At 61.9% G+C, this 23772-nt stretch carries 19 protein-coding genes; 6 read left to right on the top strand and 13 right to left on the bottom strand.

The window, feature by feature from the left end:
- The 6 genes from PSH87_RS16095 to PSH87_RS16070 all read right to left on the bottom strand — a co-directional run bounded on the left by PSH87_RS16095 (position 1) and on the right by PSH87_RS16070 (position 7685).
- Positions 1-2121, bottom strand: a complete 2121-nt coding sequence (locus PSH87_RS16095; protein ID WP_305430201.1) for a TonB-dependent receptor — start codon at positions 2119-2121, stop codon at positions 1-3.
- Positions 2122-2416: 295 nt separating this feature from the next.
- Positions 2417-3361, bottom strand: coding sequence for a D-isomer specific 2-hydroxyacid dehydrogenase family protein (locus tag PSH87_RS16090; protein WP_305430200.1), 945 nt, complete (start codon positions 3359-3361; stop codon positions 2417-2419).
- The gene (locus tag PSH87_RS16085; protein WP_305430199.1) at positions 3358-4527 is read right to left on the bottom strand and encodes an acyl-CoA dehydrogenase family protein; all 1170 of its coding nucleotides are present in this window, start codon (positions 4525-4527) and stop codon (positions 3358-3360) included. The genes PSH87_RS16090 and PSH87_RS16085 overlap by 4 nt, the downstream gene beginning before the upstream one ends.
- Before the next feature lie 142 nt (positions 4528-4669).
- On the bottom strand, positions 4670-5353 hold the full coding sequence (locus PSH87_RS16080; protein WP_017736152.1) for a peroxiredoxin-like family protein: 684 nt from the start codon (positions 5351-5353) through the stop codon (positions 4670-4672).
- Positions 5350-6699 carry an LLM class flavin-dependent oxidoreductase gene (locus tag PSH87_RS16075; protein ID WP_305430198.1) on the bottom strand — a complete coding sequence of 450 codons (1350 nt, stop codon included), beginning with the start codon at positions 6697-6699 and terminating at the stop codon, positions 5350-5352. Before PSH87_RS16075 ends, PSH87_RS16080 begins: the two co-directional genes overlap by 4 nt.
- A gap of 11 nt (positions 6700-6710) precedes the next feature.
- Complete coding sequence (locus PSH87_RS16070; RefSeq protein WP_305430197.1) at positions 6711-7685, bottom strand: ABC transporter substrate-binding protein; 975 nt, start codon at positions 7683-7685, stop codon at positions 6711-6713.
- A 286-nt stretch (positions 7686-7971) separates the two neighbouring features.
- Here PSH87_RS16070 and PSH87_RS16065 point away from each other — a divergent pair, with 286 nt between their 5' ends.
- Complete coding sequence (locus PSH87_RS16065; RefSeq protein ID WP_305430195.1) at positions 7972-12279, top strand: RHS repeat-associated core domain-containing protein; 4308 nt, start codon at positions 7972-7974, stop codon at positions 12277-12279.
- Positions 12280-12301: 22 nt separating this feature from the next.
- Positions 12302-12745 carry a hypothetical protein gene (locus tag PSH87_RS16060; RefSeq protein ID WP_081609221.1) on the top strand — a complete coding sequence of 148 codons (444 nt, stop codon included), beginning with the start codon at positions 12302-12304 and terminating at the stop codon, positions 12743-12745.
- Between the two features lie 572 nt (positions 12746-13317).
- Here PSH87_RS16060 and PSH87_RS16055 read toward each other — a convergent pair.
- The 5 genes from PSH87_RS16055 to PSH87_RS16035 all read right to left on the bottom strand — a co-directional run bounded on the left by PSH87_RS16055 (position 13318) and on the right by PSH87_RS16035 (position 17760).
- Positions 13318-13680: a ferredoxin family protein gene (locus tag PSH87_RS16055; RefSeq protein WP_305430194.1), complete on the bottom strand. Its 363-nt coding sequence runs from the start codon at positions 13678-13680 to the stop codon at positions 13318-13320.
- Between the two features lie 133 nt (positions 13681-13813).
- Entirely contained in the window at positions 13814-15331 is a 1518-nt protein-coding gene (locus tag PSH87_RS16050; RefSeq protein ID WP_305430193.1) for an FAD-binding protein, read from the bottom strand.
- A gap of 9 nt (positions 15332-15340) precedes the next feature.
- Positions 15341-15478, bottom strand: a complete 138-nt coding sequence (locus PSH87_RS16045) for a hypothetical protein (RefSeq protein WP_305430192.1) — start codon at positions 15476-15478, stop codon at positions 15341-15343.
- A 90-nt stretch (positions 15479-15568) separates the two neighbouring features.
- Entirely contained in the window at positions 15569-17152 is a 1584-nt protein-coding gene (locus PSH87_RS16040; protein ID WP_305430191.1) for a rhodanese homology domain-containing protein, read from the bottom strand.
- Positions 17149-17760, bottom strand: a complete 612-nt coding sequence (locus PSH87_RS16035) for a cysteine dioxygenase (RefSeq protein ID WP_305430190.1) — start codon at positions 17758-17760, stop codon at positions 17149-17151. The genes PSH87_RS16040 and PSH87_RS16035 overlap by 4 nt, the downstream gene beginning before the upstream one ends.
- Positions 17761-17974: 214 nt before the next feature.
- On the opposite strand from PSH87_RS16035, the gene PSH87_RS16030 reads away from it, so the two are divergent.
- Entirely contained in the window at positions 17975-18880 is a 906-nt protein-coding gene (locus PSH87_RS16030) for a LysR family transcriptional regulator (protein WP_017736142.1), read from the top strand.
- A 242-nt stretch (positions 18881-19122) separates the two neighbouring features.
- Positions 19123-19917, top strand: a complete 795-nt coding sequence (locus PSH87_RS16025; RefSeq protein WP_305430188.1) for a class II aldolase/adducin family protein — start codon at positions 19123-19125, stop codon at positions 19915-19917.
- A 170-nt stretch (positions 19918-20087) separates the two neighbouring features.
- On the opposite strand, the gene PSH87_RS16020 is transcribed toward PSH87_RS16025, so the two are convergent.
- Positions 20088-21170, bottom strand: a complete 1083-nt coding sequence (locus PSH87_RS16020) for an LLM class flavin-dependent oxidoreductase (protein ID WP_305430187.1) — start codon at positions 21168-21170, stop codon at positions 20088-20090.
- A 177-nt stretch (positions 21171-21347) separates the two neighbouring features.
- Complete coding sequence (locus PSH87_RS16015; RefSeq protein WP_017738969.1) at positions 21348-22211, bottom strand: helix-turn-helix domain-containing protein; 864 nt, start codon at positions 22209-22211, stop codon at positions 21348-21350.
- A 109-nt stretch (positions 22212-22320) separates the two neighbouring features.
- On the opposite strand from PSH87_RS16015, the gene PSH87_RS16010 reads away from it, so the two are divergent.
- Both PSH87_RS16010 and glsB read left to right on the top strand, forming a co-directional pair.
- Positions 22321-22731 (top strand): hypothetical protein, encoded by a 411-nt coding sequence (locus PSH87_RS16010; RefSeq protein ID WP_305430186.1) that lies wholly within the window; start codon positions 22321-22323, stop codon positions 22729-22731.
- Positions 22732-22842: 111 nt separating this feature from the next.
- A complete protein-coding gene (glsB, locus tag PSH87_RS16005) occupies positions 22843-23751 on the top strand; it encodes a glutaminase B (RefSeq protein ID WP_305430184.1) in 909 nt (302 codons plus the stop codon).
- The last annotated feature ends 21 nt before the right edge of the window (positions 23752-23772 follow it).

Genomic DNA, 23772 nt, shown 5'->3' with positions numbered 1-23772 from the left:
TCAAAGATCGTAGCGCACCGACAGCAACAGGGTGCGCGGATCGTTGACCGAGTAGTAGCGAGCGCCGCTGGACGGCACGTAGCCCACCGATTGCGGATAGGCGCGATCCAGCAGGTTTTTCACCGCCAGGGTGGTGGTCCAGTGGCCGTCGCCGCTGATGTAGCGGGTGTTGGCGTTCCAGAAGGTTTGCTGCGGCACTTCCTGGATATCGTCGTTCAACGCGTTGGCATAGGACTTGGTCTGGAACTGCGCGTCGGTGCCCGCCAGCCAGGTGCCGGGCAATCCGGCCGGGATGGTGTAGTTGAGCCCGACACTGGCGTTCCAGCGCGGCGAGAACACCAGTTGCTTGCCGTTGGCATCCACCCCCGCGCCGCTGGCGTTCTGGAAGTCGTCGTACTGGCTTTCCAAGTAGCCGAGGTTGGCGGTGAGCTGCAAGTCGCGGCTCAGGGCGGTGAGGGTTTCCAGCTCCACGCCATAGGTGTGGGCCTGGCCGACGTTGGTACGCAGGCTGACGCCCAGCGCCGGGTCGTAGGCGTTGGTTTGCAGGTCCTTGTAGTCGTTGTAGAACAGCGCGACGTTGGCGCGCAGGCGCTGGTCGAAGAAGTCGCCCTTGAAGCCGGTTTCCCAGGTGGTCACGTCCTCCGGCGAAAACGCCTGCTCGGCGGCGGCGCGGGTCGGCGCGCGGTTGTCGTAGCCGCCGGCCTTGAAACCCTTGGCGACGTAGGCGTACTGGTTCAGGTGCGGGGTCCAGGCGTATTCGAAGCCGATTTTCGGGCTGGTGGATTGCCAGGACTTGCTCGACTCGGCGGCAAAGTTGGTGCCGGTGATCTGCCGGTCGGTGTTGATCGCGTAGTTGGTGAACTCGAGGTTCTTGTGCTCGCGGGTAAAGCGCAGGCCCGCGATCAGCGACAGTTGTGGGGTGATCTTGTAGGTGCCCTGGCCGTACAGCGCATAGCTTTCGGTGTTGGTGGTGCTGTATTGGCCTTGGCCGATCACCCGGTTGCGCGCAATGGAGTAGGTGAGGTTGTCGCGGTCGGCGTCGAAGCGTTCGCGGTACAGGTACAGGCCGGTGCTGAAGCTGAAGTCGTCGTAGTCGCCGTTGAGCTGGAACTCCTGGGTGGCGTAGTTCTGCTTGTAGAGGATCAGGTTGTTCTGGATCAGCGCGGCCTGGCCGGAGTTGTCGTAATCCACCGGCTGGTTGAAGGACGACCAGGCGGTGACCGACTTGACGTTCAGGTGATCGTTGATCGCGTAGAGGGCGCGCAGCACCGAGCTGCCCTGATCGAGGCGGTTTTTCGGGTCGAGGCTGCTGTAGCTCTTGAACTTGTCAAAATGGCCGTTGGCATCGAACGGCGAATAACTGGTGGTATCGCCGCGATCAAAGGTGCCGGCCAGGGTCAGCTGCACATCCCACGGTGAATCCTCCGGCTTGTAGCGCAGCTTGCCGCGATAGGATTGGATATCGACGTTGTTCACGTCCTTGTCCCGTGTCGGGTTGGACACGGTGCCGTCGCGGGTCAGGCGGATCGCCGAGAAGCTGCCGAACAGGGCGTTGTCCACCAGCGGGCCGCTGATCAGGACGCGCCCGTTCTGCGCGTTGTAATTGCCCGCGCCGAGCTCGACGAAGCCACGGGTTTCCTGGTTCGGGTCACGGGTGATGACGCGAATCGCGCCGGCGCTGCTGTTGCGCCCATACAGCGTGCCCTGGGGGCCGCGCAGCACTTCGACGCGTTCGACGTCGTTGAAATCCAGCATCGAGGAAATCGCCCTGGGGATGTACAGGTCGTCGGCATACACCGCCACGGCGGCTTCCTGGATCGGGTCGGTTTCGCCGATGCCGCGGATGCCGTAGGTCTGCGCACTGTAGGAGATCGACTGGCGGCTGAGGGTCAGGTTGGGCACTTGGCCGGAGAGGTCGCGTACGCTGCGGATCTGCTTGTCTTCGAGGGTCTTTTCATCGAAGGCGGAAATCGCTAGCGGGGTTTTTTGCAGGTCTTCGCTGCGGTGTTCGGCGGTGACATTCACCACCGGCAGGGCGGCGTCATCGGCGTGGGCGTAGGCACTGAACAAGGCGAGCGAGACGGCGAGGGTGAGGCGATTGGGCGCAGCGATATGGCTCATGGTAGACCCCTGAGAGAGTGGTGGTTGGCAAGGCCTCCACCTGGTCAGGGGTCGGTGCTGGGGGTAACAATATGGGTATGAAAGGGGTTCGTAAAAGTCCGTTTTGTTATATGTTAATTATTAATAATATGCATTTTGTTGGTGCATAAAATGCTATCTGATAATCATACTTCCAGCCCTGCAACTATCTCATGTGGGAGCTGGCTTGCCTGCGATAGCGGTAGGTCAGCCAGCATCTCTGTGACTGAACCACCGCTATCGCAGGCAAGCCAGCTCCCACATTTATGATGTTGTGTCAGGTGTTGGCGAGGTTGGCCAGTTCGATTCCGCCCAGATAGCGCTGCAGGTTCGCCAAGAACGCATCCGCAATCTCATGGCGACTATTCGTCGAAATCGCCGACGTATGCGGCGACAACCGCACCCGCGGGTGCGTATACAACGGATGCCCATCCGGCAACGGCTCCGGCTCCGTCACATCAAGCGAGGCCAGCCCAACCTGCCCGTTATCCAGAGCCTCCAGCAACGCCTCCTGGTCCAGCAAGCCACCGCGCGCAATATTGATCAGATGCAGCCCCGGCTTGGCACTGCCCAGCACGTCGCGGTTGATCAGGTTGCGTGTGGCCTCGGTCAATGGCGCGGCCACCACCAGGTGGTCAGCGCGGGCGAACAGGTCGTGGATATCCTTCGCGGCTTCGACGCCCGCACTGAACGGCGCCTGGCTCTGGCGCAGCGCTACCACGTTGATGCCCAGCGCCAAGGCCTTTTGCGCCAGGCTCTCGCCTATCGCGCCGAAGCCGAGGATGCCCAGCGTGGTGCCCTTGAGCGGGCGCAGCGGGGTGAAATTCCACTGTGAGTCCTTCACCCAGATATCCGGCAAATGCTTGGACGCGGCAAAGATTGCGGCGAGGGCGAACTCGGCGAGGTTGTCGGCCGCACTGCCGCGTGAGGTGGTCACCGGCGGGCCGTTGAACAGCCACTGCGGGTAGAAATCGATGCCCGACGACACCAGGTGCACCCACTGCGCGCCGTACGGCCAGCCCGGTGGTGGCGTATCCGGGGCGGTGTAGCCGCGTACGTTGATCGGGCGCAGCAGGAGGATATTGGCCTGGGGCGGCAGGTCGCTCGGCACGCCAACCGGTACACCAATCACTTGGGCGTCTGGGTGAATGGCTGTGAGGCGCTCACGGATCACCTCGTTGAAATCTTCGTCCAGCTGGCTGGCGATAATCACCTGACTCATGTGCGTTCCTTTTGGCGTTGGGCGAAGACGGCTTTGCCGACGCCTTGCAACACGGCGTCGTTCTGCGGGGTGTGTACGCGGCTGCACAGCACGTCGCGATAGTGCCGTTGCAATGGATTGAGGCGCGACAGGCCAGGGTTGCCAGAGGCCTCAATGGCGAGTTCTACGGCGCGGATTGCGTTGTTGGTCACCAGGTACTTCAACTGCGCGGCATTGGCGGCCGGGGTATGGCCGTCGGCGGCGGCGTCCAGCAGGCTGCGGTTGGCAAACAGCAGGGTGTCGATATGGCCGACGGTTTCCTGGAAGCGTGGCAAGGTCGCCAGCGCGGCGCCGAGGTTGGACGGCGCGCGTTGTTCCAGCCAGTTCACCAGCCAGTCCCGCGCGGCGTGTGCCACGGCGTCATACACCGAGGACAGCAACACCGACATCCACAGGAAACCCTCGGCATCCAGCTCCGGCGACGGCGCGCTCCACGGGCTGACGCTGACGGCGTGGTCCAGGGGCACCAGCACGTTGTCGAGCACCACTTCGTGGCTGCAGGTGGCGCGCATGCCGAGGTGGTCCCAGGTGTCGATGATGCTCACGCCGGGGCTGTCCTTGGGCACCAGCCAGGCACCCACCAGCGGGTCGGCGTCGTCGCTGCGGCCCCATACGCTGAACCACGTCAGGCCGTGGCTGCCGGTGGAGTAGATCTTGCGCCCGCTGATGCGCCAGCCTTCGGCGGTGCGCACGGCGGTCGTCGCCGGCAGGCCGCCACGGGCCGGGGTGCCGAGGTCGGGTTCGACGCGCAGGGCGTTGATCAGGGCGCCGTTGCGCACGGCGTCTTCGGCCACTTGGGCACGCAAGTGCGCGGGCCAGGTTTTGCTGTCTTGCAGGCGCGTGTGTTGCAGGTACTGCATCACCAGGATCAGCGCGGTGGAGGGTTCGCCCTTGGCAATCGCACTGACCGCCTTGCGTGCCTGGGGCAGGCTGGCGCCGCCACCGCCGAGGGATTTGGGTACGGTGAGGGCGACGAGGCCGTGTTCGTGGAGCAGTTTGAAATTGGCATGGGGGAAGGCGCCGCTCTCGTCATAGAGGTGGGCGGTGCTGGCCAGTTCAAGGCTAAGGCGTTCGAGCAAGGCTTCGAAATTGGCGACTTCGACGGAGCGTAGAGACGGTTGGGTCATAGGAATGTACTCGGTCAAAAAATGTGGGAGCTGGCTTGTGTGGGAGCGGGCTTGCCCGCGAAGGCGTCGTGTCAGTCGATGCAAATGCTGGCTGACCCACCGCCATCGCAGGCAAGCCAGCTCCCACAGGGATCGGGGTGGGTCAGATGGCGAGGCGTACGGGCTGCTCGCCCAATAAACGCTCGACGGCCTGCAACACCGGCTCAGCCTCCGTGCGCACCAACCAATCCGGGCTCACCTGCACAAACGCCACGGTGCCGTCCTGGGCAATCACCACCACCGTCGGTTGCGGCAACTCCCACGTGCCGGTGCCGGTGGTTTCGCCAATGCTGTTGCCCTTGGCCAACGCGGCATTACGCGACGCCTCGTCAAAGCTGTAGAGAATCCCCAGGCGCCGGCCCAGGTTGTTGGCCTGGTCACTGGCCACCAGCAATTGCAGGTTGTGGCGGGTCTTGATCTCCACCAGGCGCTCCGGCACTTGCGGGCTCACGGCCACCAGCGGTACGCCAAGTTCACGCAGTCGCGGGTAGAGCTGGCGCTCGTAATAGGGCAGGGCGATGTTGCACGCCGGGCACCCGGCAAAGCGGAAGAACACCAGCACCGCCGGGCCGTCGGCCAGCAGCAGCTCGCGGTTGAGTTCGCCGCCTTCGACGTTGAGCAGGGTAAACGGGTCCAGCTCGTCGCCGACCTGCACGTAGTCGTCCGGCCGGGCCTCATCCAGCAGGCGCTGGCGCTGGTCGATATTGACCTGCAAGGACTCCGGCGCCCAGGTCGCTACACGCTCGGCGTGCAGGTCCGCCAGTTGGCGGTTGAGGGATTCGCTCATGCCAGCGCCTCCTGCTGTTCTTCTACCTCGGCGGCGACGCTGTAACGGTTGGCCGGCACATCGAGGCCAAGGTTGTCGCGCAGGGTGTGGCCGCTGTATTCACTGCGGAACAGGCCGCGCTGTTGCAGCACCGGCACCACCAGTTCGGTGAAGTATTGCAGGCCGTCCGGCAGTACCGAGTTGACGATAAAACCGTCGCTGGCGCCGGTTTCGAACCAGGTCTGGATCGCGTCGGCGACTTGCTCCGGAGTGCCGACAAAGTCACGTTTGGGTCGTGAGAAACGCAAGGCCACTTCGCGCAGGGTCAGGCCTTCGTCCTTGGCCAGTTGCTTGATGCGGTCGGAGCCGCCTTTCTGGCTGTTGGAACCGAGGTCGCCGAGTTCCGGGAACGGGGCGTCCAGCGGGTATTTGCTGAAGTCGTGGTCATTGAACGGGCGGCCGAGGGCGACGATGGCGTCTTCGACGGTGACCAGGTCCACGGCTTGCTGATAGCGGCTTTCCACTTCGGCGGCATCGCGGCCGACAATCGGGCGGATGCCCGGCAGGATCGACAGGCTGTCGGGGTCACGGCCAAAGCCCTTGGCGCGGCGTTTCAGGTCCTGGGCATACGCCAGGCCTTCCTCGATGCTCTCCACATGCACAAAGATTGCATCTGAGTTTTCGGCGGCAAAGTTGCGCCCATCTTCAGAGGTGCCGGCCTGGAAAATCACCGGCTGGCCCTGGCGCGAACGGGCGATGTTCAACGGACCTTTGACCGAGAAAAATTCGCCCTTGTGGTTCAGCGCGTGCAGCTTGCTCGGGGTGAAAAACTCGCCGCTCTGTTTGTCGTAGGCAAAGGCGTCGTCCTCCCAGGAATCCCACAGGCCCTGGACCGCGTGCACGTGTTCCTTGGCGATGCGGTAGCGTACCGCGTGCGGCGGGTGTTCGGCCTTGCCGAAATTGTCGGCGGTGCCACTCAGCCACGAGGTGACCACGTTCCAGCCGGCGCGGCCGCCGCTGATATGGTCCAGGGACGCGAACTGGCGCGCCACCTGGTAGGGCTCGGTGTAGCTGACGGTCACGGTGGCGACCAAGCCGATATGGGTGGTGATCGCGGCGAGTGCCGAGAGGATGGTCAGCGGCTCGAAACGGTTGAGGTAATGCGGGCTGGATTTGGCGTGGATATGCAGGCTGTCGGCGATGAACACGAAGTCGAACTTGGCGGCTTCGGCCAGTGCAGTCTGCTGCTTGTAGAAGCCAAAGTTCGTGCTGGCGTTCGGTTGGGCGTTCGGATGGCGCCATTCGCCCCAGCCGTGACCGACCCCATGGACCATGGCTCCGAGTTTCAATTGACGTGGCTTGCTCATGTTCTACTCCTTTAGCGCGAGGCTTGATTGAGGGGGGCACGCTTGGCGTTAAAGCTCTTGTCGAAGCCCTGCGACACGTCGATGTGCTTGGTCAGCAGGCCTTCTTGTTGGTAGATGTCGGCGGTGGCTTGCAGGCCGCTGATGACGCTGTCGTCGATGGCGACCGGCGTCAGGCGCGTGTCCTTGGCCACTTCCACATGCACTTCCAGCGGCAGGCCGGTGATCTTGGCTTGCGCTGCGGCGTATTCGTTGGGGTGCGCGTTGGCCCAGGCGTAGGCACGGTCCACGCGCGCGACAAAGTCATCCAGCTGCGGGCGCTTGTCGGCGATGGCCTGGCTGGTGGCGGCGAGGTACAGGTGGTTGCTCAACAGCTGGTTGCCGCTGATCAGCACGCGGGCCTTGCTTTGCGAGGTGACCACGGTGGTGTAGGGGTCCCAAGTGGCCCAGGCGTCGGCGGTGCCGTTATCCAGCACCAGGCGCGATTCGCTGGGCAGCAGGAAAATGAACTGCACATCCTTGGTGGTCAGGCCGGCAGTGGCCAAGGCCTTGATCGCCAGGTAGTGGCCGATGGAGCCGCGTCCGGTGACGATCTTCTTGCCTTTCAGGTCCGCCACGGTCTTGATCGGCGAGTCTTTGTTCACCAGCAGTGCCGTGGTGTTGCGCCCTTCGGCGTGGATGATGCTGACCACCTTGAGCGAGGCCCCTGCACCGAGGGCGAAGACGTAAGGCGCATCGCCGAGGGCGCCGATATCCACGGCGCCGGCATTCAGGGCTTCGCCCAAGGGCGAGGCCGAGGGGAATTCCGACCACTGGATTTCGTAGGGCACATTTTTGGTTTCGCCGGAGACTTCCAGCAGCGCCTTGATCGTCGATTTCTGATTGGCCACCCGCAGCGGTTGCAGGTCGGCGGCGTGGGCGGTGCCGGTCAGGCCGAGGGCGAGGGCAGTGCCCAGGAGCAGGCGTTTGAAGGGGGTGGTAAAGACCATGGGATGCAGGCTCCAGGCAGATCAAGATAGGGTTCGGCTACCTCCGCCTGGAGAAGGGGTCGGTGAGTGGGTCGACGTTATTCCCATAAGAACGCTCTGTGAAGTTCTTTTTGGTTATATGTTAATTATTAAAAATATTGATTATGAATCTGTTGATTATTCTTTAATTGCATTTGGTTGCGGGCGGATTCAAGAGCTTTCCTACGTGCGACTCGGAAAGTGTCACCTGAGCATCAGCGTGTCTGCGTGATTTGATCCCGGGCTTTTCAGACAGGGATTGTTGCGCATGACGGATACGCTGTGGGCCGCCCGCGAGGGCGATGCGCTATTGCACAGCGCGATGCTGGCGGACGTGTTGGGCGGCGTGCTGGAGATAGCGGCGACGGTGGCTGTGACCGCACTGGCCACGGCGGCCGTTGTGGCTGCAACCGGCATCACCGTGGCGACAGGCGGCCTTGGCTGCGTTGTACTGGGCGCTGTGGTGGGTGTGGTGGTGGGGCTTGGCATGGGCGCAACCGGTGCCGACACAGGCCTTTCACGATTATGTGAGTCTTTCGCCAACGCACTGTTCCCACCCGTGATCGATGCATTCATCAGCAGCGGTTCGCCGGATGTTTTTATCAACGGCAAACCGGCTGCGCGGGCGGCCGGAAAAGTCGCCGCCGCCGTGGCAGAAGCGGGCAGTGAACCGACTTATCTGGATATCGCCGAAGGTTTTTTCTCTCAGCTCTGGTGCCCTACGGTCGCTGCACCGGTGGCGGGCGCTGTGCCTTGTCCTGCCGATACAGTCGACTGCAATAAACACCCGGCCATGCCCGAGCAGTACCTCGCCGAAGGTTCCAGCAAGGTCTTCATCAACGGCCAGCCCGCCGTTCGTAGTGGGGATAGAAGCACCTGTGAAGCCACGGTGGGCAAGGTGCAGATTTCGCCCAACGTGGTCATCGGCGGCGCGTCGGTGGTGGTGCGTGAGATTCGCAGCGGCAAGACGCCGGGTGTGGGGCTGGCGGTAACGGCGTTGCTGGCATTGCGGGGCGGTGGGGCGAAGTTCTTCAGCAAGCTGCCCTGCATGGCGGTGGGTGGGATGGTGTCGTGGGGATCCAGCCGGGTGACCAACGCCCTCGCTTCGGCGGTGGTGGGTTCGCCCAATCCGGTGCACTGCGCCACGGGCGCGAAGATCCTCGACGGTGACGACGATCTGGATTTCGCTGTGCCTGGCCGGCTGCCGATCGAGTGGCAGCGCTACTACAGCAGCCGGGATGAGCGCCGTAACGGTCTGTTCGGAGCCAGTTGGAGTGTGGACTATGAGGTGTTCGTCGAGATAGGCCCGCATTCCGACGGTGGCGAGCGTCTGGTCTACACCGATGAGCAGGCTCGCCGGATCGACATGGGCATGATTCCGCTGGGCGGTGCGGTGTTCAGCGCCGGCGAAGGGTTGAGCGTGCGGCGCCATGCTGGCGGCCAACTGCTGATTGAAAGTGTCGATGGGTTGTATCGGCTGTTTGAACCCGCACCGGGCAACCCTGCGCATTTGCGCTTGAGCCAGTTGGGTGATCGCAATGACAACCGCGTCTTCCTTGACTACGACGTACAGGGCCGTCTGAGCCAGTTGCGCGATACCTTTGGCGTTGTGCGAATCGAGTTGGGCTACAGCCAGCAATGGCCCGGGCGGGTCGAGCTGATTGAGCGCTTGTACCCTGATCACCGTCGCGAAACGCTCTCCAGCTATACCTACGACACGCGCGGCGATCTCGCAGCAGTGCGCGATGCCGATGGGCATGTTCAGCGCCGCTTCGCCTATGACAACGCCCAGCGCATGGTCGAGCACCAACTGCCCACCGGCCTGCGCTGCTTCTACCAATGGGGCTGTGTGGACGACCGTGAGTGGCGCGTGGTACGGCACTGGACCGATGAGGGCGACGATTATCAGTTTGACTACGACCTGCTGGCCGGGATTACGCGGATTACCGATGGCTTGCTACGGGTCAGTGCACGCCATTGGAATGCGCAGTACCAGATCACCGAATACACCGACAACCTAGGGCACACCTGGCAGTTCGGCTGGAATGATGAGCGCCAGTTGCTGCGGGCTATCGATCCCTTAGGCGGCCAGTGGCGGTTCAGCTACGACGAATCCGGCAACCTGTGCAGGACGCAAGATCCGCTGGGCCGGATTGAATCGACTGTGTGGCTGGAACACTGGTCCCTGCCGTTGGTGGAAACCGATGCAGCCGGCCACAGTTGGCACTACCGATACGATCAGCGCGGCAACTGCGTCAGTGAAACCGACCCGCTGGGACACGTCACGCGCTATCGCCATGATGGTTTTGGTCAGGTCGTCGAAATCACCGACGCCACGGGCAAGCGCAAAACCCAGCGTTGGAATGAAACCGGGCAGTTGATCGAGCAGGTCGATTGTTCGGGCTATGCCACAAGATTCGAGTACGACCGACGAGGTCATTTACAAACCCTTATCGATGCAGTCGGTGAACGGCAGCGTTATCAACACGACAGTCACGGCCGATTGCTGCAAATCGAACGGCCCTACGGTTACATCGAACATTACCTGCGCAACACCAGCGGCCAGTTGAGCGCCTACACCGATGCGGCGGGCCATGTCACCCGCTACCAATTCGACCGGCGCGGGCAGCTAGTGCGGCGCATTGATGCCCATGGCCGCCAGATCGAATATCGGCACGATGCCTACGGCCGACTGCAGACCCTGACCAACGAAAACAGCGAGCACTATCGCTTTGCCTGGGACCAGGGCGACCGCCTTACACAACAGCAAGACCTGGATGGCAGTGCTCGACGTTACGCCTATGACGCGCTGGGTAACCTGATCGCAGTCGAATACCTCCCTTTGGATGAGGCCTCTTCCATCGTGCATCGCCTGGACCGCGACGCCGTCGGCCGCCTGTTGGCCAAGGAAACTGACGATGGTCGAACCGAATACGCCTACGATCTAACCGACCAACTCACTGGCGTCACCTTCAATGGCAATGACCAGACCACCCAGACCTTGGCGTTCGCCTACGACCCGCTGGGCCAACTGCTCAGCGAGCAGAATGCTGCCGGCGTCCTGAACCACCACTACGACGAACTCGGCAACCTTAGCCAGACGCAACTGCCTGACGGCCGCTGGCTCAACCGCCTTTACTACGGCAGCGACCACCTGCACCAGATCAACCTCGACGGGCACGTCGTCAGCGACTTCGAGCGCGACCGCACGCACCGCGAAGTCCTGCGCACCCAAGGCCAGATCACCACCCGCAGTGAATACGACCGTTGCGGCCGGTTGCGCTCGCGCAAACGCAGCCCTACAGGCCAGCCCCGACAGTTGCCGCCCGCGCAACAAAAAACGTTCGAATACGACCCCGCGGACAACCTGATCGGTCGCTTGGAGGGGAGCCAACGCCAACTGCTGCATTACGACGCAATCGGCCGGATCATTGCCACCCAGGACAACGCCCAAGGCCAGCAGGAAACCTTCGCCTACGACGCCGCCGCCAATCTGCTGGATCGCCCTTACGGGCAGGGCGGTTTTGTACGGCACAACCAACTGCTGACCTACCAGGACAAGCGCTACCGCTACGACGGCTTCGGTCGAATGATCGAAAAGCGCAGTGCTCTGCGTGGCCTGCAACGCTTCACCTACGAAGCCGAACATCGCCTGATCGAAGTGCACAACGCCAGCGGCAACGTGGTACGCATGACCTACGACCCGCTGGGACGGCGCATCGCCAAAACCGAGCAGGACAGCAGCGGTCGCCTACTGGGTGAAACCCGCTTCACCTGGGATGGCCTGCGCCTGTTGCAAGAGCATAAGCACAGCCAGACCAGCCTTTACGTCTACGTAGACGAAAGCTACGAGCCGTTGGCGCGCGTCGATGGCATCGGCCCGCAGCAGAAAATCCGCTACTACCACAACGACCTCAACGGCTTGCCGGAGCAGTTGACTGAAACCGATGGGCACAACGTCTGGCGCGCGACATACCGGGTGTGGGGCAGCACGCTGGAAGAGGTGCGCGAGCCTGACTACATTGAAGAACAGAACCTGCGGTTCCAGGGGCAGTATCTGGATCGGGAGATGGGGCTGCACTTCAATACGTTCAGGTTTTTTGATCCAGAGGTGGGGCGGTTTACGACGCCGGATCCGGTTGGGTTAATGGGCGGTCTGAACCTCTTCCAGTACGCACCGAACCCGATTGGCTGGGCTGATCCGTGGGGATGGACATGCTGGGGCACGGCGAGGAAGAATCATTGGAAAGAAGGCGCACGCACAGCTCTCAGTGGTAAGTACTCTACGAAGAATCTGTCGCGGATGTCAGAGGGGAAAGCGCCTAGGATGAAGGTAGAAGTGCGCTACCGTGATAGTGCCAGGAACCGAAGACTCAAGCGTGTCGGCGAGAAGAGGGTGATAGATGTATCGATGGAGCTCAACCATCAGCACATTCCTCAGCGCTCTGGATCGAAGATCGCTCATGAGGATTGGAATCTGACCAGAACCACCCCTTGGGGACATGAGTCTATGGACAAGTATCGTCATACTGGTTGGGATGTGGTGAGAGTTATAAAAACAACGGGTCAATGGTAGCCCGGGTCATATCGGAGAAAACATGAGTGTGTTAACGGATTTTCACGTTTTTTGGGGCGCTGCCATGGGGGTCGCACAAACGCAGTCCGCCTCCATGGAAGCTGACGGTGCAGAGGATTTTGCTCGATTGCTGTATGGCGACTATGTAGCGCAAGGAGCTCCGAAAAATAAAAAAAGATGGCTTTCTGAGCGTCTTAAAAGTGAATTTCTTTGTTTGAACACGAAACCTGTATGGGTTGGAGAACCCGCTTGGCTGTATTACCAGGGGCACCCAATGGTTTTTCTACACCAATTTTCAATATCACCTTCGGCGCAGCACTTAGGAGAAAGAATTCCATTGGGCGATACCCTCTATGTATTTGGCTCAAAGCATATTTTCGAAAAGTCAAAGGAGGGTGATTGGACAGTGGTATATCGAACAGCCGTGCAAACACCTGAAGGTGAAACGGTGACGGAATCTTTATGAGGTCCGTAGGCAACAACTGCAGGCATTGATTTAGGCGTGGACTCTGAAAGTCCATACAGCATCGGCTTCCATGAGTTGGATAAACGTCTTTGAAAACACTGGTGAGCTAGTTGTGAAATATTCATATCGGATAACGAAATATGGGCACTTCAATAACGAATGCTCGATTGACGAGTGGACAAGCTTTCATGATGTCGGAAAAACCGTCTCGGAGGAGGACTATCTGGCTGTCGAGGATGACTACGTACAGACTCTGATTTCCATCTGTGAATGCTTGGGTGTTTTCCTCTCTCATGATTTGCGGCCTTGAGTTGAATTCTGAATGTGAATCCTATTTTGAAGGACAAGAGATTGATCGGGATCGGCTCCCCTCCGTTGTCAAAGCTGTCCTGAGAGAGGAAATCTGGTGCAAGCTCAACTCGCCTGTCTGCGAGTTTCATTTTGGTTATGACTTTTACATGTACCTGATATCAGACATTAATGCGGATCCTTGCTTTTCCTCGAGAGAAAAGCCGGTTGAATTTTGAAATTTTTCAATCGCCCTATATCGATCAACGTGTTTGAGGCCGGCGTCATACTTTCAGGGTGCCGCCCACACCCCGCGCCAACGCAAATATCCCATCCATCCGCCAATGCTCATTCTGATGCCTGGGATCATCCGCCCATTCATCCCACCCCGAGTCACGGCGGTATTGCCCGAGCAACCCGTCCTCACGCACAGCCACCGGGTCGGGATGGCGCAGGTGTTCGGCGTCGGGGTCCACATACAGCGCGTCGCTGCTGCAATACAGTTCGCACATGAAGCAGGTCTGGCAGGCCTGTTGCTCGGCGATCACGGGTTTGCCCAGCACGTCGGCTGCCAGCACATTGGTGGGGCACACGGTGATGCATTGGCCGCAGCCGTTGCACAGGTCGGAGTAGATCAGTTCAATCATGTTGGGTATCTCTTGTGTGTGAATCACTTGTGGCGGGGGAGCTTGCTCCCGCTGGAGTGCGCAGCGCTCCCAAAAAGCCGGCTCCAGCTGCGCTGTCGAACGGGAGCAAGCTCCCTCGCCACAAGGGGCGTCATCAGCCTGGGGAAATGGGGTCGAAGCGCGTTTGTATCTGGTCCACACCGGACACACGCAAGTGCGCGTCATACCTCGCGCTCTGCTGCGGCGTGTCGCTGCGTTGGTGCATGCCGCGGCTCTCCTTGCGCAACGCAGCGGCGGTGTAGCACCAGCGTGCGGTGGCGGCCATGGCGGCGGTTTCGCGGGCGCGCAGGGGGTTGGTGCCAGGCTGTGCGCTGCGCACCTGATCCCAGATGTTGTCGAGTTCGCGCAGCGAACGTGCGAGTTGTTCGCCGCTGCGGAACAGGTTTTTGTCCAGTGGATGGACTTCAGCCTGGATCCGTTGGATCAGCTGCGCACTGCCCCCCGCAGCGCCATCGAACCCGCGCAGTGCGCCGTGATACGTAAGCTTCTGTCGCGCCAAGCGTGCCGCCCCACGACCAGCCCATTGCCCGGTGGACAATGCCCATGCCGAGTTCTGCGCGCCGCCGCCGGAGGTGGCGCCGGCAATCGGTTCACGGCTGGCCGCATCGCCAGCGGCGAATACGCCGGGCACCGTGGTCTGGCAGTCATCATCGAGCAGGCGCAAACCACCCACGCCGCGAATGGTGCCCTCGGGATGCAAGGTCACGGCAAACCGCTCGCGATACGGATCCACCCCGCGCCGATCAAACGGCAGCATCAGGTTGGGCTGGATGCTTGGCAGCTGCGCCCGAATATCCGCAGGCACCCGGTTCAAGCGGCAATACACCGGGCCGTTGAGCAGTGCCCTGGCCAAGTCCTCGGTAAACCCCGGGCCGCCACTGATCGCCAAGGGCCGATCCGCCGCGTCGAAGTAGTCGCCAAAGCTGTACACCATCGAACGGGTCATGCTGCTGCCCGCTGCGGCGATGCAGTAGTAGTTGGAGAACTCCATGCCCGACAGTTCGGCACCGGCTTCGGCGGCCATCAGGTAGCCGTCGCCGGTGTTGGTATGGCTGCCCAGCAGGCGCGAGAGGAATGCGCAACCGCCGGTGGCCAGCACCACTGCATTGGCGCGGATCAGCCAGTCGCCACTGGCCTGGCGCCGCCAGCCACGGGCACCGGCCACGCGGCCGTGGTCGTCGCGCAGCAGTTCCAGGGCGGGGTGGTGGTCGAGGATCGTCACGCCGCTGTCGAGCACGCGGCGGCGCAGGCCGCGCAGGTATTCCGGGCCGCGCAGGCCACGGTATTGGGTTTCGCCCTTGTCGTTTTTCGGGAAGGCGTAGTAGTCGCCAAGGCCCGGCAGGCTGGTCCAGGTGGTGTCGATGGCGCGGGCCATCCAGCGTGCATCGGCCAGGCCGTAGGCGGTGCCCAGGCGCTTGTCGATGGCGGCTTCGCGGGCGCCGGGCGGCACCCACCAGTGGCCGGGGCCGGCGGTGGCGGTGACGCCGCTGGTGCCGCAGTAACCCTTGTCCACCAGGATCACCCTGACCCCTTCGCGGGCCGCCGCGATGGCGGCCCAGGTGCCCGCCAGGCCGCCGCCGATGATCAACACATCGCAGCTCGATTCAGTCATGTAGGGGTCTCAGAAGTTGTACGCCAGGCGCGTGTAGTAATAGGCGCCGCCAACGCCGAACGGCGAGAGTTGCCCGTATTCATAGGCCCCGGCCCAGTCCTTGATGCCTTGGTTGCCTGGGGTCGCTTCACGACCCAACGGGAGCAAGCGCCCTCGCCACAGGGGTTCAGCCTCCGCCTGGAGAGGGGTCGGATGTAGGGCCTGCACCCGGTGTGGGTGCAGGTGGATCGGGGTGGGTCAGATCACGTAGAAACCGTGGGTGCCGTCGCGGGCCAGTTGCGCCACCAGGCCGAATTCCCAGTCCAGGTACGCCTGCATGGCTTCCTTGGGGTTGTCGGTGCCTTCGTACGGGCGGCGGTAGCGGTCGATGCGCGGCGAGGCGAGGTGGGTTTCACCTTCTTCCAGCGGCAGTTGGGCGTTGATCCAGCCAGTGGTGCCGTCTTGCAGCAGGAACACCTGTTTGCCGGTGATGGCTTCGACTTCGGCCACCGCGAGGCGCGCCAACTGGCTGCTGCCGCAGGTCAACACGTAGCGCTCGGCGGTCGGGGCCTTGGCCAGGGCGGCGGGCAGTTGCGCGCGCAAGGCCCACCAGGCGCCGGGGATATGGCGCTTGACGTAGTTGGCGCTGGCGGTGAAATCGAGCACCACGGTGTCGCCATGGGCCAGCCACTCGGCGAGGGTGTGCGGGCTGATCGACTCGGCTTGTGGCGGCGCCGGTACGGGGGCGACCCACGCACCTTGCTCACTGAAGTGCGCCGCTTGCAGGCCGTCCAGCACATGCACTTCCCAACCCAGTTGGGCGAGCCAGGACGCAGACATATTGGCGCGCACACCATCGTCATCCGCCAGCACAATGCGTGCACCGCGCACGCTGGCGACGTGGTCGGTTTCCTGCACCAGTTGGCCGCCCGGTGTGGAGCGTGCGCCGGGCAGGTGGCCGGCTGCGAATTCTTCCGGGGTGCGCACGTCGAACAGGTAGGTGGTGCGTTGTGCTTCCTGCTGCCACCGCGCAAGGTCGGCGAGGCTGGCGCGGCCGACGCGGGCCTTGTCGGCAACGCGGCGCGCATCGACGGCGGCGACTTGGCGATGCGCTTCCGCGGTCGGTGCAAAGCGGCGCGATTGGCCGTGGGCGAGTTTCTGCCCGGCCAACGTCCAGCCGATGGTACCGTTGCGCAATGCCGACACGGGGTTGGCCACGCCGGCGTTGATCAGCGACTGCGTGCCGATGATGCTGCGGGTGCGTCCGGCGCAATTGACGATGATGCGGGTGGCTGGGTCCGGCGCCAGTTCACGGGCGCGCAGGACCAATTCGGCACCGGGCACGCTGATACTGGTGGGGATGCTCATGGTCTGGTATTCGTCGAAGCGGCGGGCGTCGAGCACCACCACATCGGCCTGGCTGTCGAGCAGGGCCTGCACTTCCTCGGCGGCGAGGGACGGCGTGTGGCGCTCGCTTTCCACCAGTTCGCCAAAGGCCTTGCTCGGCACGTTGACGTCGATAAACAGCTCGCCACCGGCCTGGCGCCAACCGTCCAAGCCACCTTCCAGCAGGCTGACCCGGGTGTAGCCCAACGCGACCAGGCGCTCGGCAGCGCGGGCGGCGAGGCCTTCGTCGTTGTCGTACACGGTGACCTGGGTATCACGGCGTGGAATGCGCGAATACACCTCCAGCTCCAGCTTGGACAGCGGGATGTTCGCGGCAAACAGCGGGTGGGATTCAGCGAACGGCGCTTCTTCGCGCACGTCGATCAGGGCGACTTCATGACGGTCCAACAGGGCCTGGCGGATCTGGGCGAAGCTTCGGGTCGATACGGTGCTCATAGGGCAGGGCTCTTTTCTTTGGACAAATCCCAGATATTCGGGAGGAAGGCGTTGGAATAACCGGAGATAAACAGTTTCTCGCTGCCATCGGGCTGGTACACCGCGCGGCGCACTGCACCGATATTGGCGCCGTACACATGGATGCTGATGGACACCTGGTCGCTGTGGGCATTGCTCACGTGATGGATGTCCCCGACCTTGGGCGACACCGCTTCAACCTGGCCCGGCACCAATGCAATCGGCTTGCCTTCGGCCACCAGGCTGCCGTCGGGCGCGCGCGCAAAGCCTTGGGAAAGCTCTGCGCCGCGCAACATGCCGATCAGCCCCCACACCCGATGGTCATGAATCGGCGTGCTTTGCCCCGGCCCCCACACAAAGCTGACGATGCTGAAGCGCTGGCGCGAATCGGCATGCAGCAGGAACTGCTGGTAACGCTCGGGGTTGGGTTGGGCGAATTCGTCGGGGAGCCAGTCATCATGGCTGACCAGTTGCGCCAACAGCTTGCCGCCACGGTGCAACAGGTCGCCTTCGCGTGGATTGCCGTCGATCAGTTCCGCCAGGGCGCCAATAAAGGCTCGGAGTCTTTCGGGGTGCTTGGCCTGGGTCATGGCAATTCCATCAGTCGCTGTTGATAGAGCTTATCTAAGCATAATGTTTATAGTTAATATGCTATTTTTTAATGATTAGCTTATAGCTGAAGGTAATTTAGAACTGCTCCGACTAGGCTTAGACGTTATCGATCACAGCGTGGACTATTCAGATAGCAATCCTGCAACTATGCTTCGCACACATCTTATTGACTGTTCTCTATGTGCGGCCCAAATGAAAATTGACGATATAGACGCCTTTGTCGAAGTGATTCGTTGCCAGTCCATCAGCCATGCCGCCGAATCCTTGCAACTGACCCAGCCCGCCATCACCCGTCGCGTGCAGAACTTTGAGCAGGCGCTGGGGGTGGAGCTGTTCGACCGCAACACCAAGCCGCTCAAACCGACATTGATCGGCACCCGGGTTTACGAGCAATGCCGGCTGATCCTGCGCGAGATGGATGCCCTGCGTGAGCTGGTGGCCACCGACGCACCGCCCACCGGCCTGTTGCGCCTGGGCGTGCCGCAAACCATCGGCGACGTGGTGCTGCTGGATGCCCTCAAGCACCTGCGTACCGAATACGCCGACCTGCGCGCCCAGGTCGCCACCGGCTGGGGCAGCCAACTGGTGGGCAAGATCGAGCGCGGCGAATTGGACGCGGCGGCGGCGTTGTTTCCGGCGGGCAAGATCTTCCCCGACAATATTGTCGGCGAGTCCATCGGCAAGATGGAATTGGTGGTGGTGTGTGCCAAGGCGCAGTTGCCGAAGAAGCCGTGCAAGCTGGCGGACGTGTACCAGGACGGCTGGATTCTCAACCCGGATGGCTGCGGCTTCCGTGCGGGGTTGCAGCGCACCTTGTCTGATCAGGGCCTGGCCTTGCGGGTGAACCTGGAGACGTTTGGCACCGAGCTGCAATTGGGCCTGGTCGCCGATGGCCTGGGGCTGGGCCTGGTGCCGCGTCCGTTGCTGGAACGTAGCGCTCATCGCGAGCAACTGGCGGTGATGCCGCTCAAGGACTTCAAGCCGGTGATGGATTTGTGGCTGATCTATCCGCACTTCTTGGGCAACTTGCAGGGGCCGGTGGATGCGTTTGGCAAGTTGGTTGCGGCTTCGTTGCACAAGATTCGCGACGCCGCTTAACCCCAGTGAAGGATGCTTATGTGGGAGCTGGCTTGCCTGCGATAGCGGTGTATCAGTGACAGAGATGTTGGCTGACCCACCGCCATCGCAGGCAAGCCAGCTCCCACATTTGCTCTGTGTTGTTGCTTGATTGGTTATGAAAAAAAATAATAATTAGCTTAGATTAAAATGTGCTTTTTATTATTTTTATCCATCCCCTAGGCTTGCCTGGAAGTCCTTAAGGCCATCCAGGAAGTTTTGCCATGAGCAGCGTCACCTCGATTTCCAGCGTTTCCACCAATGTCCGCCAGCGCGTCACCCCGGAAGAATGGGAAGTGCGCGTCAAGCTGGCCGCCGCGTATCGCCTGGCGGCCTTGTACAAGTGGACCGACCACATCTACACCCACTTCTCCGCCCGCGTGCCGGGCCCGGACGAGCATTTCCTGATCAACGCCTTTGGCTTGTTGTTCGATGAAATCAACGCCTCCAACCTGGTCAAGGTCGACCTCGACGGCACCATCGTCGACGACCCTACCGGTCTGGGCATCAACTACGCCGGCTACGTGATCCACAGCGCCATCCACGGCGCCCGCCATGACCTGCAAGCGGTGTTGCACACCCACACCCGTGACGGCATTGCGGTGTCGGCGCAGAAGGACGGCTTGCTGCCGATCTCCCAGCATTCCATCGGTTTCTCCGGGCGCGTGGCGTACCACGGTTATGAGGGCGTGGCCCTGGACCTGGACGAGCGCGAGCGGTTGGTGGCGGACCTGGGTGACAAGAGCGTGATGATCCTGCGCAACCACGGGCTGCTGACGGCGGGTGTGAGCGTCGAGCATGCGTTTCAGCAACTGCAGCAGCTGGAGCGTGCGTGCAATATCCAGGTGGCGGCGCAGGCGGCGGGGAATGGGGAGTTGATCTTTCCGCCCCAGGAGGTGGTGGAAAAGGTCGAGCAGCAGGCCAAGGTGTTTGCCAGCGGTGAGGGGCCGGGTGTGGCGCGGCATTGGAATGCGTTGATCCGGCAGTTGGAACGTACCGATATCGACTACAAAAACTGATCTTGAATTCAGTAGTGAAGATCTAAACCTGTGGGAACTGGCTTGCCTGCGATAGCATCACCTCGGTATGACTGACAGACCGAGGTGCCTGCATCGCAGGCAAGCCAGCTCCCACAGAAGCCAGCTCCCACACAAGCCAGTTTCCACATTTGGTTTTGCAGTGTTCTGGATTATGCGACTTGCTGGGCCTGCTCGCGTTCGGCGATCAACTGGCGGGTGAGCGGGATCAGGCGTTTGCCGTAATCAATCGCATCATTCAGCGGATCAAACCCGCGGATCAGGAACGTAGTGATCCCCAGGTCGTAGTAGTCCACCAACGCCTCGGCGACTTGCTCAGCCGTACCCACCAATGACGTGGAGTTGCCCTGCGCGCCAAGCAGTCCGGCAATCCCGGTCCACAAGCGCTTGTCCAGGCGCGAGCCTTGCGCCGCGGCGGCGAGCAAGCGGCGCGAGCCTTCGTTCGGCGGCTCGCGGCGCACAAAGCCATTCTGTTCCGCCAGCGCGGTGGCCTGCTGCAAGATGCTGTCGGCGCGTGCCCAGGCCAACTCTTCGGTCTCGGCGAGGATCGGGCGCAGCGACAAACTGAAGCGAATCGTGCGCCCGTGCTTGGCCGCCTCGGCGCGCACCTGGGTGACGATTTCACGCACTTGCTCGTAGGTCTCACCCCACAGCGCATACACGTCGGCATGCTTGCCGGCCACGGCGATGGCTTCGGGTGACGAACCGCCGAAGTACAGCGGGATATGCGGCTGTTGCGGCGACTTCACCGTGGAGTGCGCGCCTTCGACCTGGTAGTAGGTGCCGGCGAAATCGAAGGGTTGCTCGCTGGTCCATTCCTGGCGCACCACGCTCAGGTATTCGTCGGTGCGGGCGTAACGTTCGTCCTTGCCGATATGGCTGCCATCGGCGCGCAGTTCGCGGTCATCGCCGCCGGTGATGATGTGCACCGCCGTGCGCCCGCCGTTGAACACATCCAGCGTGGTGAACTGGCGTGCGGCCAACGTCGGTTGGGCGAAACCCGGGCGATGGGCGATGAGGAATTGCAGCTTCTTTGTCACGCTGGCGGCGTGGGAGGCGATCAGCGTGCTGTCCGGGCTGTTGGAATGGAACGCCACCAGGGCACGGTCGAAACCGGCTTCTTCGTGGGCGCGGGCCACGGTTTCGACGTAGTCCGGTTGCAGGGTGGGGCCGCTGCGCGGGTGGATCTCGGAAGCGTGATGGCCGCCAATGTAGCCGATGAATTCAATGCTCATGGTCTGTCCTTGTCTGGTGCGGGATGGTCACCTCCACCGGGCAGGGGGTCGGTTGTTCGCGTCCAAGGTAGGGGCAGGCGGCGGGGCTGTAAAAGGCCGTTTGGTTCTAACCTAATTATTAAAATGTAGAATCATAAAAAGTTGGTGTATCAGTATTTTGCATTTTTATCGGCGAGATCAGTGTTCAGCATCCAGCGTTTCCGTCATCGCAATGCCGGGCAGTGCGGCATTGCCTGGGGTGCCCATGCGGTCCGCCAGGTAGCGCGCCGGTGGTTGGCCCACGGCCTTGCGGAACATGGTGATGAAACCACTGGCGTTCTCATAACCCAGGTCCAGGGCCACGCGCTGCACGCTGTCGCCCTTGGCCAGCCGTTGCAGGGACAGGATCACGTGCAACTGCCGGCGCCAACGGCCGAAACTCAGGCCCAGTTCCTCCAGCAAGAGCCGTGTCATGCTGCGCTCGCTCATGCCGATGCGCACGGCCCATTGGCCGAGGGTGGCCTTGTCCGTCGGCTCGGCCAGCAGGCTGTCGGCCAGGCGCCGCAGCCGTGGGTCTTGCGGCATGGGCAGGTGCAGGGCTTCGATGGGTGCGGCGGCCAGTTCATCCAATAGCGTACTGATCAAGCGGCCCTGGGCGCCGTGCTCTTCATACAGTTGCGGGAAGCCGACGGCCTTGCTGATCAGCTCATGCAGTAGCCCCGACACCGCCAGGGTGCAGCATTGCGGGGGCAGGGCGCGGGCGGCGTCGGGGTCGATCAGCAGGCAGTAGACCTGCGCCTCGCCAGACCCGCGTGCGGCATGAAAGGTGCCGCCGGGAATCCACAGCGCGCATTGCGGCGGCACGATCCAGATGCCCGCTTCGATTTCACAGTGGATGACCCCGCGCAGGGTGTACATCAACTGGCCTTTGCGATGGGCGTGCTGGGCATGTTCCCAAGTATCCGAGGTGCTGCTGGCGCCCACGGCCACCACGGCGCGGGGGAAGACGTCGGCGTCCTTGGCCATCATCGGGTCATGCAGGTCGAGGCGGTGGTGTTTCATGGTGTGGGCGCAACTTGGCTGAATTGCGAAATAGTCTGGCTATTCTGTGCAATGCCGTCCAGGGTTTTGTCTCTTATAGTGAGAGTCACTCTCATTAAGGAGCTTTGCCATGCGACTCGACAGTACAACCTTCCCTGTGGTCAAAATCTTCTTCGACGCCCCCAACGAAGGCGGGCCGGAAGATGCCTTCTTGGTTTTCGAAGGCCTGTTGGCCCGTCAACAAGCCTTCGTGCTGCTGCACGAAAAATCGGTGGATGAAAACAATCACGAGCACGCCCATGAAGAGCGCAAGCAGGCCTCGATCTGGATGAAGAAAAACAAGCCGGCGTTGCGTGCGTACGTCAAAGGCATGATCCAGGTGGAACCGAGCGCGGCCCAGCGCCTGGCGCTCAAGCCGTTTGCCGTGATGTTCGGCAAGGCTTGGGGTTATCCGCTGTTGGTGGTGGAGTCCAAGGACCGCGCCTGGGCGCTGGCGCGGGATGTGCTGGATGAGCAGGTGTCGGATGTGGCGCATTTCTAACCCTGGAAATACGCAGTTGTGGGACGGGAGCAAGCTCCCTCCCCACATTGAGATCAGGTATCCTCCGCGCCCCGCTTATCACCGATTCCAAGACAGATGACAGGACAAGACATGCAGGCGTTGCTGGAGTCGATCCTGGACGAAGTTCGTCCATTGATCGGCCTCGGCAAAGTGGCCGACTACATCCCCGCGCTGGCCGATGTGCCGGCCAATCAACTGGGGATCGCCGTGTACGGCAACGACGGTGCCGCCTACTGTGCCGGCGACGCCGACACGTTGTTTTCGGTGCAGAGCATTTCCAAGGTATTCAGCCTGGTGCAGGCCATCGACCACGGTGGCGAAACCATCTGGGAACGCTTGGGCCACGAACCGTCCGGGCAGCCTTTCAACTCGCTGGTGCAGTTGGAGTTTGAGCGCGGCCGGCCGCGCAATCCGTTTATCAATGCCGGCGCGCTGGTGATCTGCGATATCAACCAGTCACGTTTTGCCGTGCCGATCCTGTCGATGCGCGATTTTGTGCGACGCCTTTCCGGCAATCCGCAGATCCTGGTCAACAGCGTTGTCGCCGAATCCGAAGCCCAGCACGGCGCGCGCAACGCGGCCATGGCTTACCTGATGAAGTCGTTCGGCAACTTCCACAACGACGTGGACGCGGTGCTGCACAGCTACTTCAACTACTGCGCGTTGCAGATGAGCTGCCTGGACCTGGCCAAGGCGTTCAGCTTCCTGGCCAACGAAGGCGTGAGCGCCCACAGCGGCGAGCAGATCCTCACGGCGCGCCAGACCAAGCAGGTCAACTCGATCATGGCCACCAGCGGGCTGTACGACGAGGCGGGGAATTTTGCCTACCGCGTCGGGTTGCCGGGCAAGAGCGGCGTGGGCGGCGGCATCGTCGCGGTGGTGCCGGGGCAGTTTACGGTGTGCGTGTGGTCGCCGGAGTTGAATGCAGCGGGGAACTCGCTGGCGGGGATCAAGGCGTTGGAGTTGTTGAGTGAGCGGATTGGGTGGTCGGTGTTTTGATAAAGCGGCACGTGAAATAGC

The sequence above is a fragment of the Pseudomonas sp. FP453 genome (genome assembly GCF_030687495.1).
GTDB lineage: Bacteria > Pseudomonadota > Gammaproteobacteria > Pseudomonadales > Pseudomonadaceae > Aquipseudomonas.
This window is presented reverse-complemented; position numbering and strand designations above follow the sequence as displayed.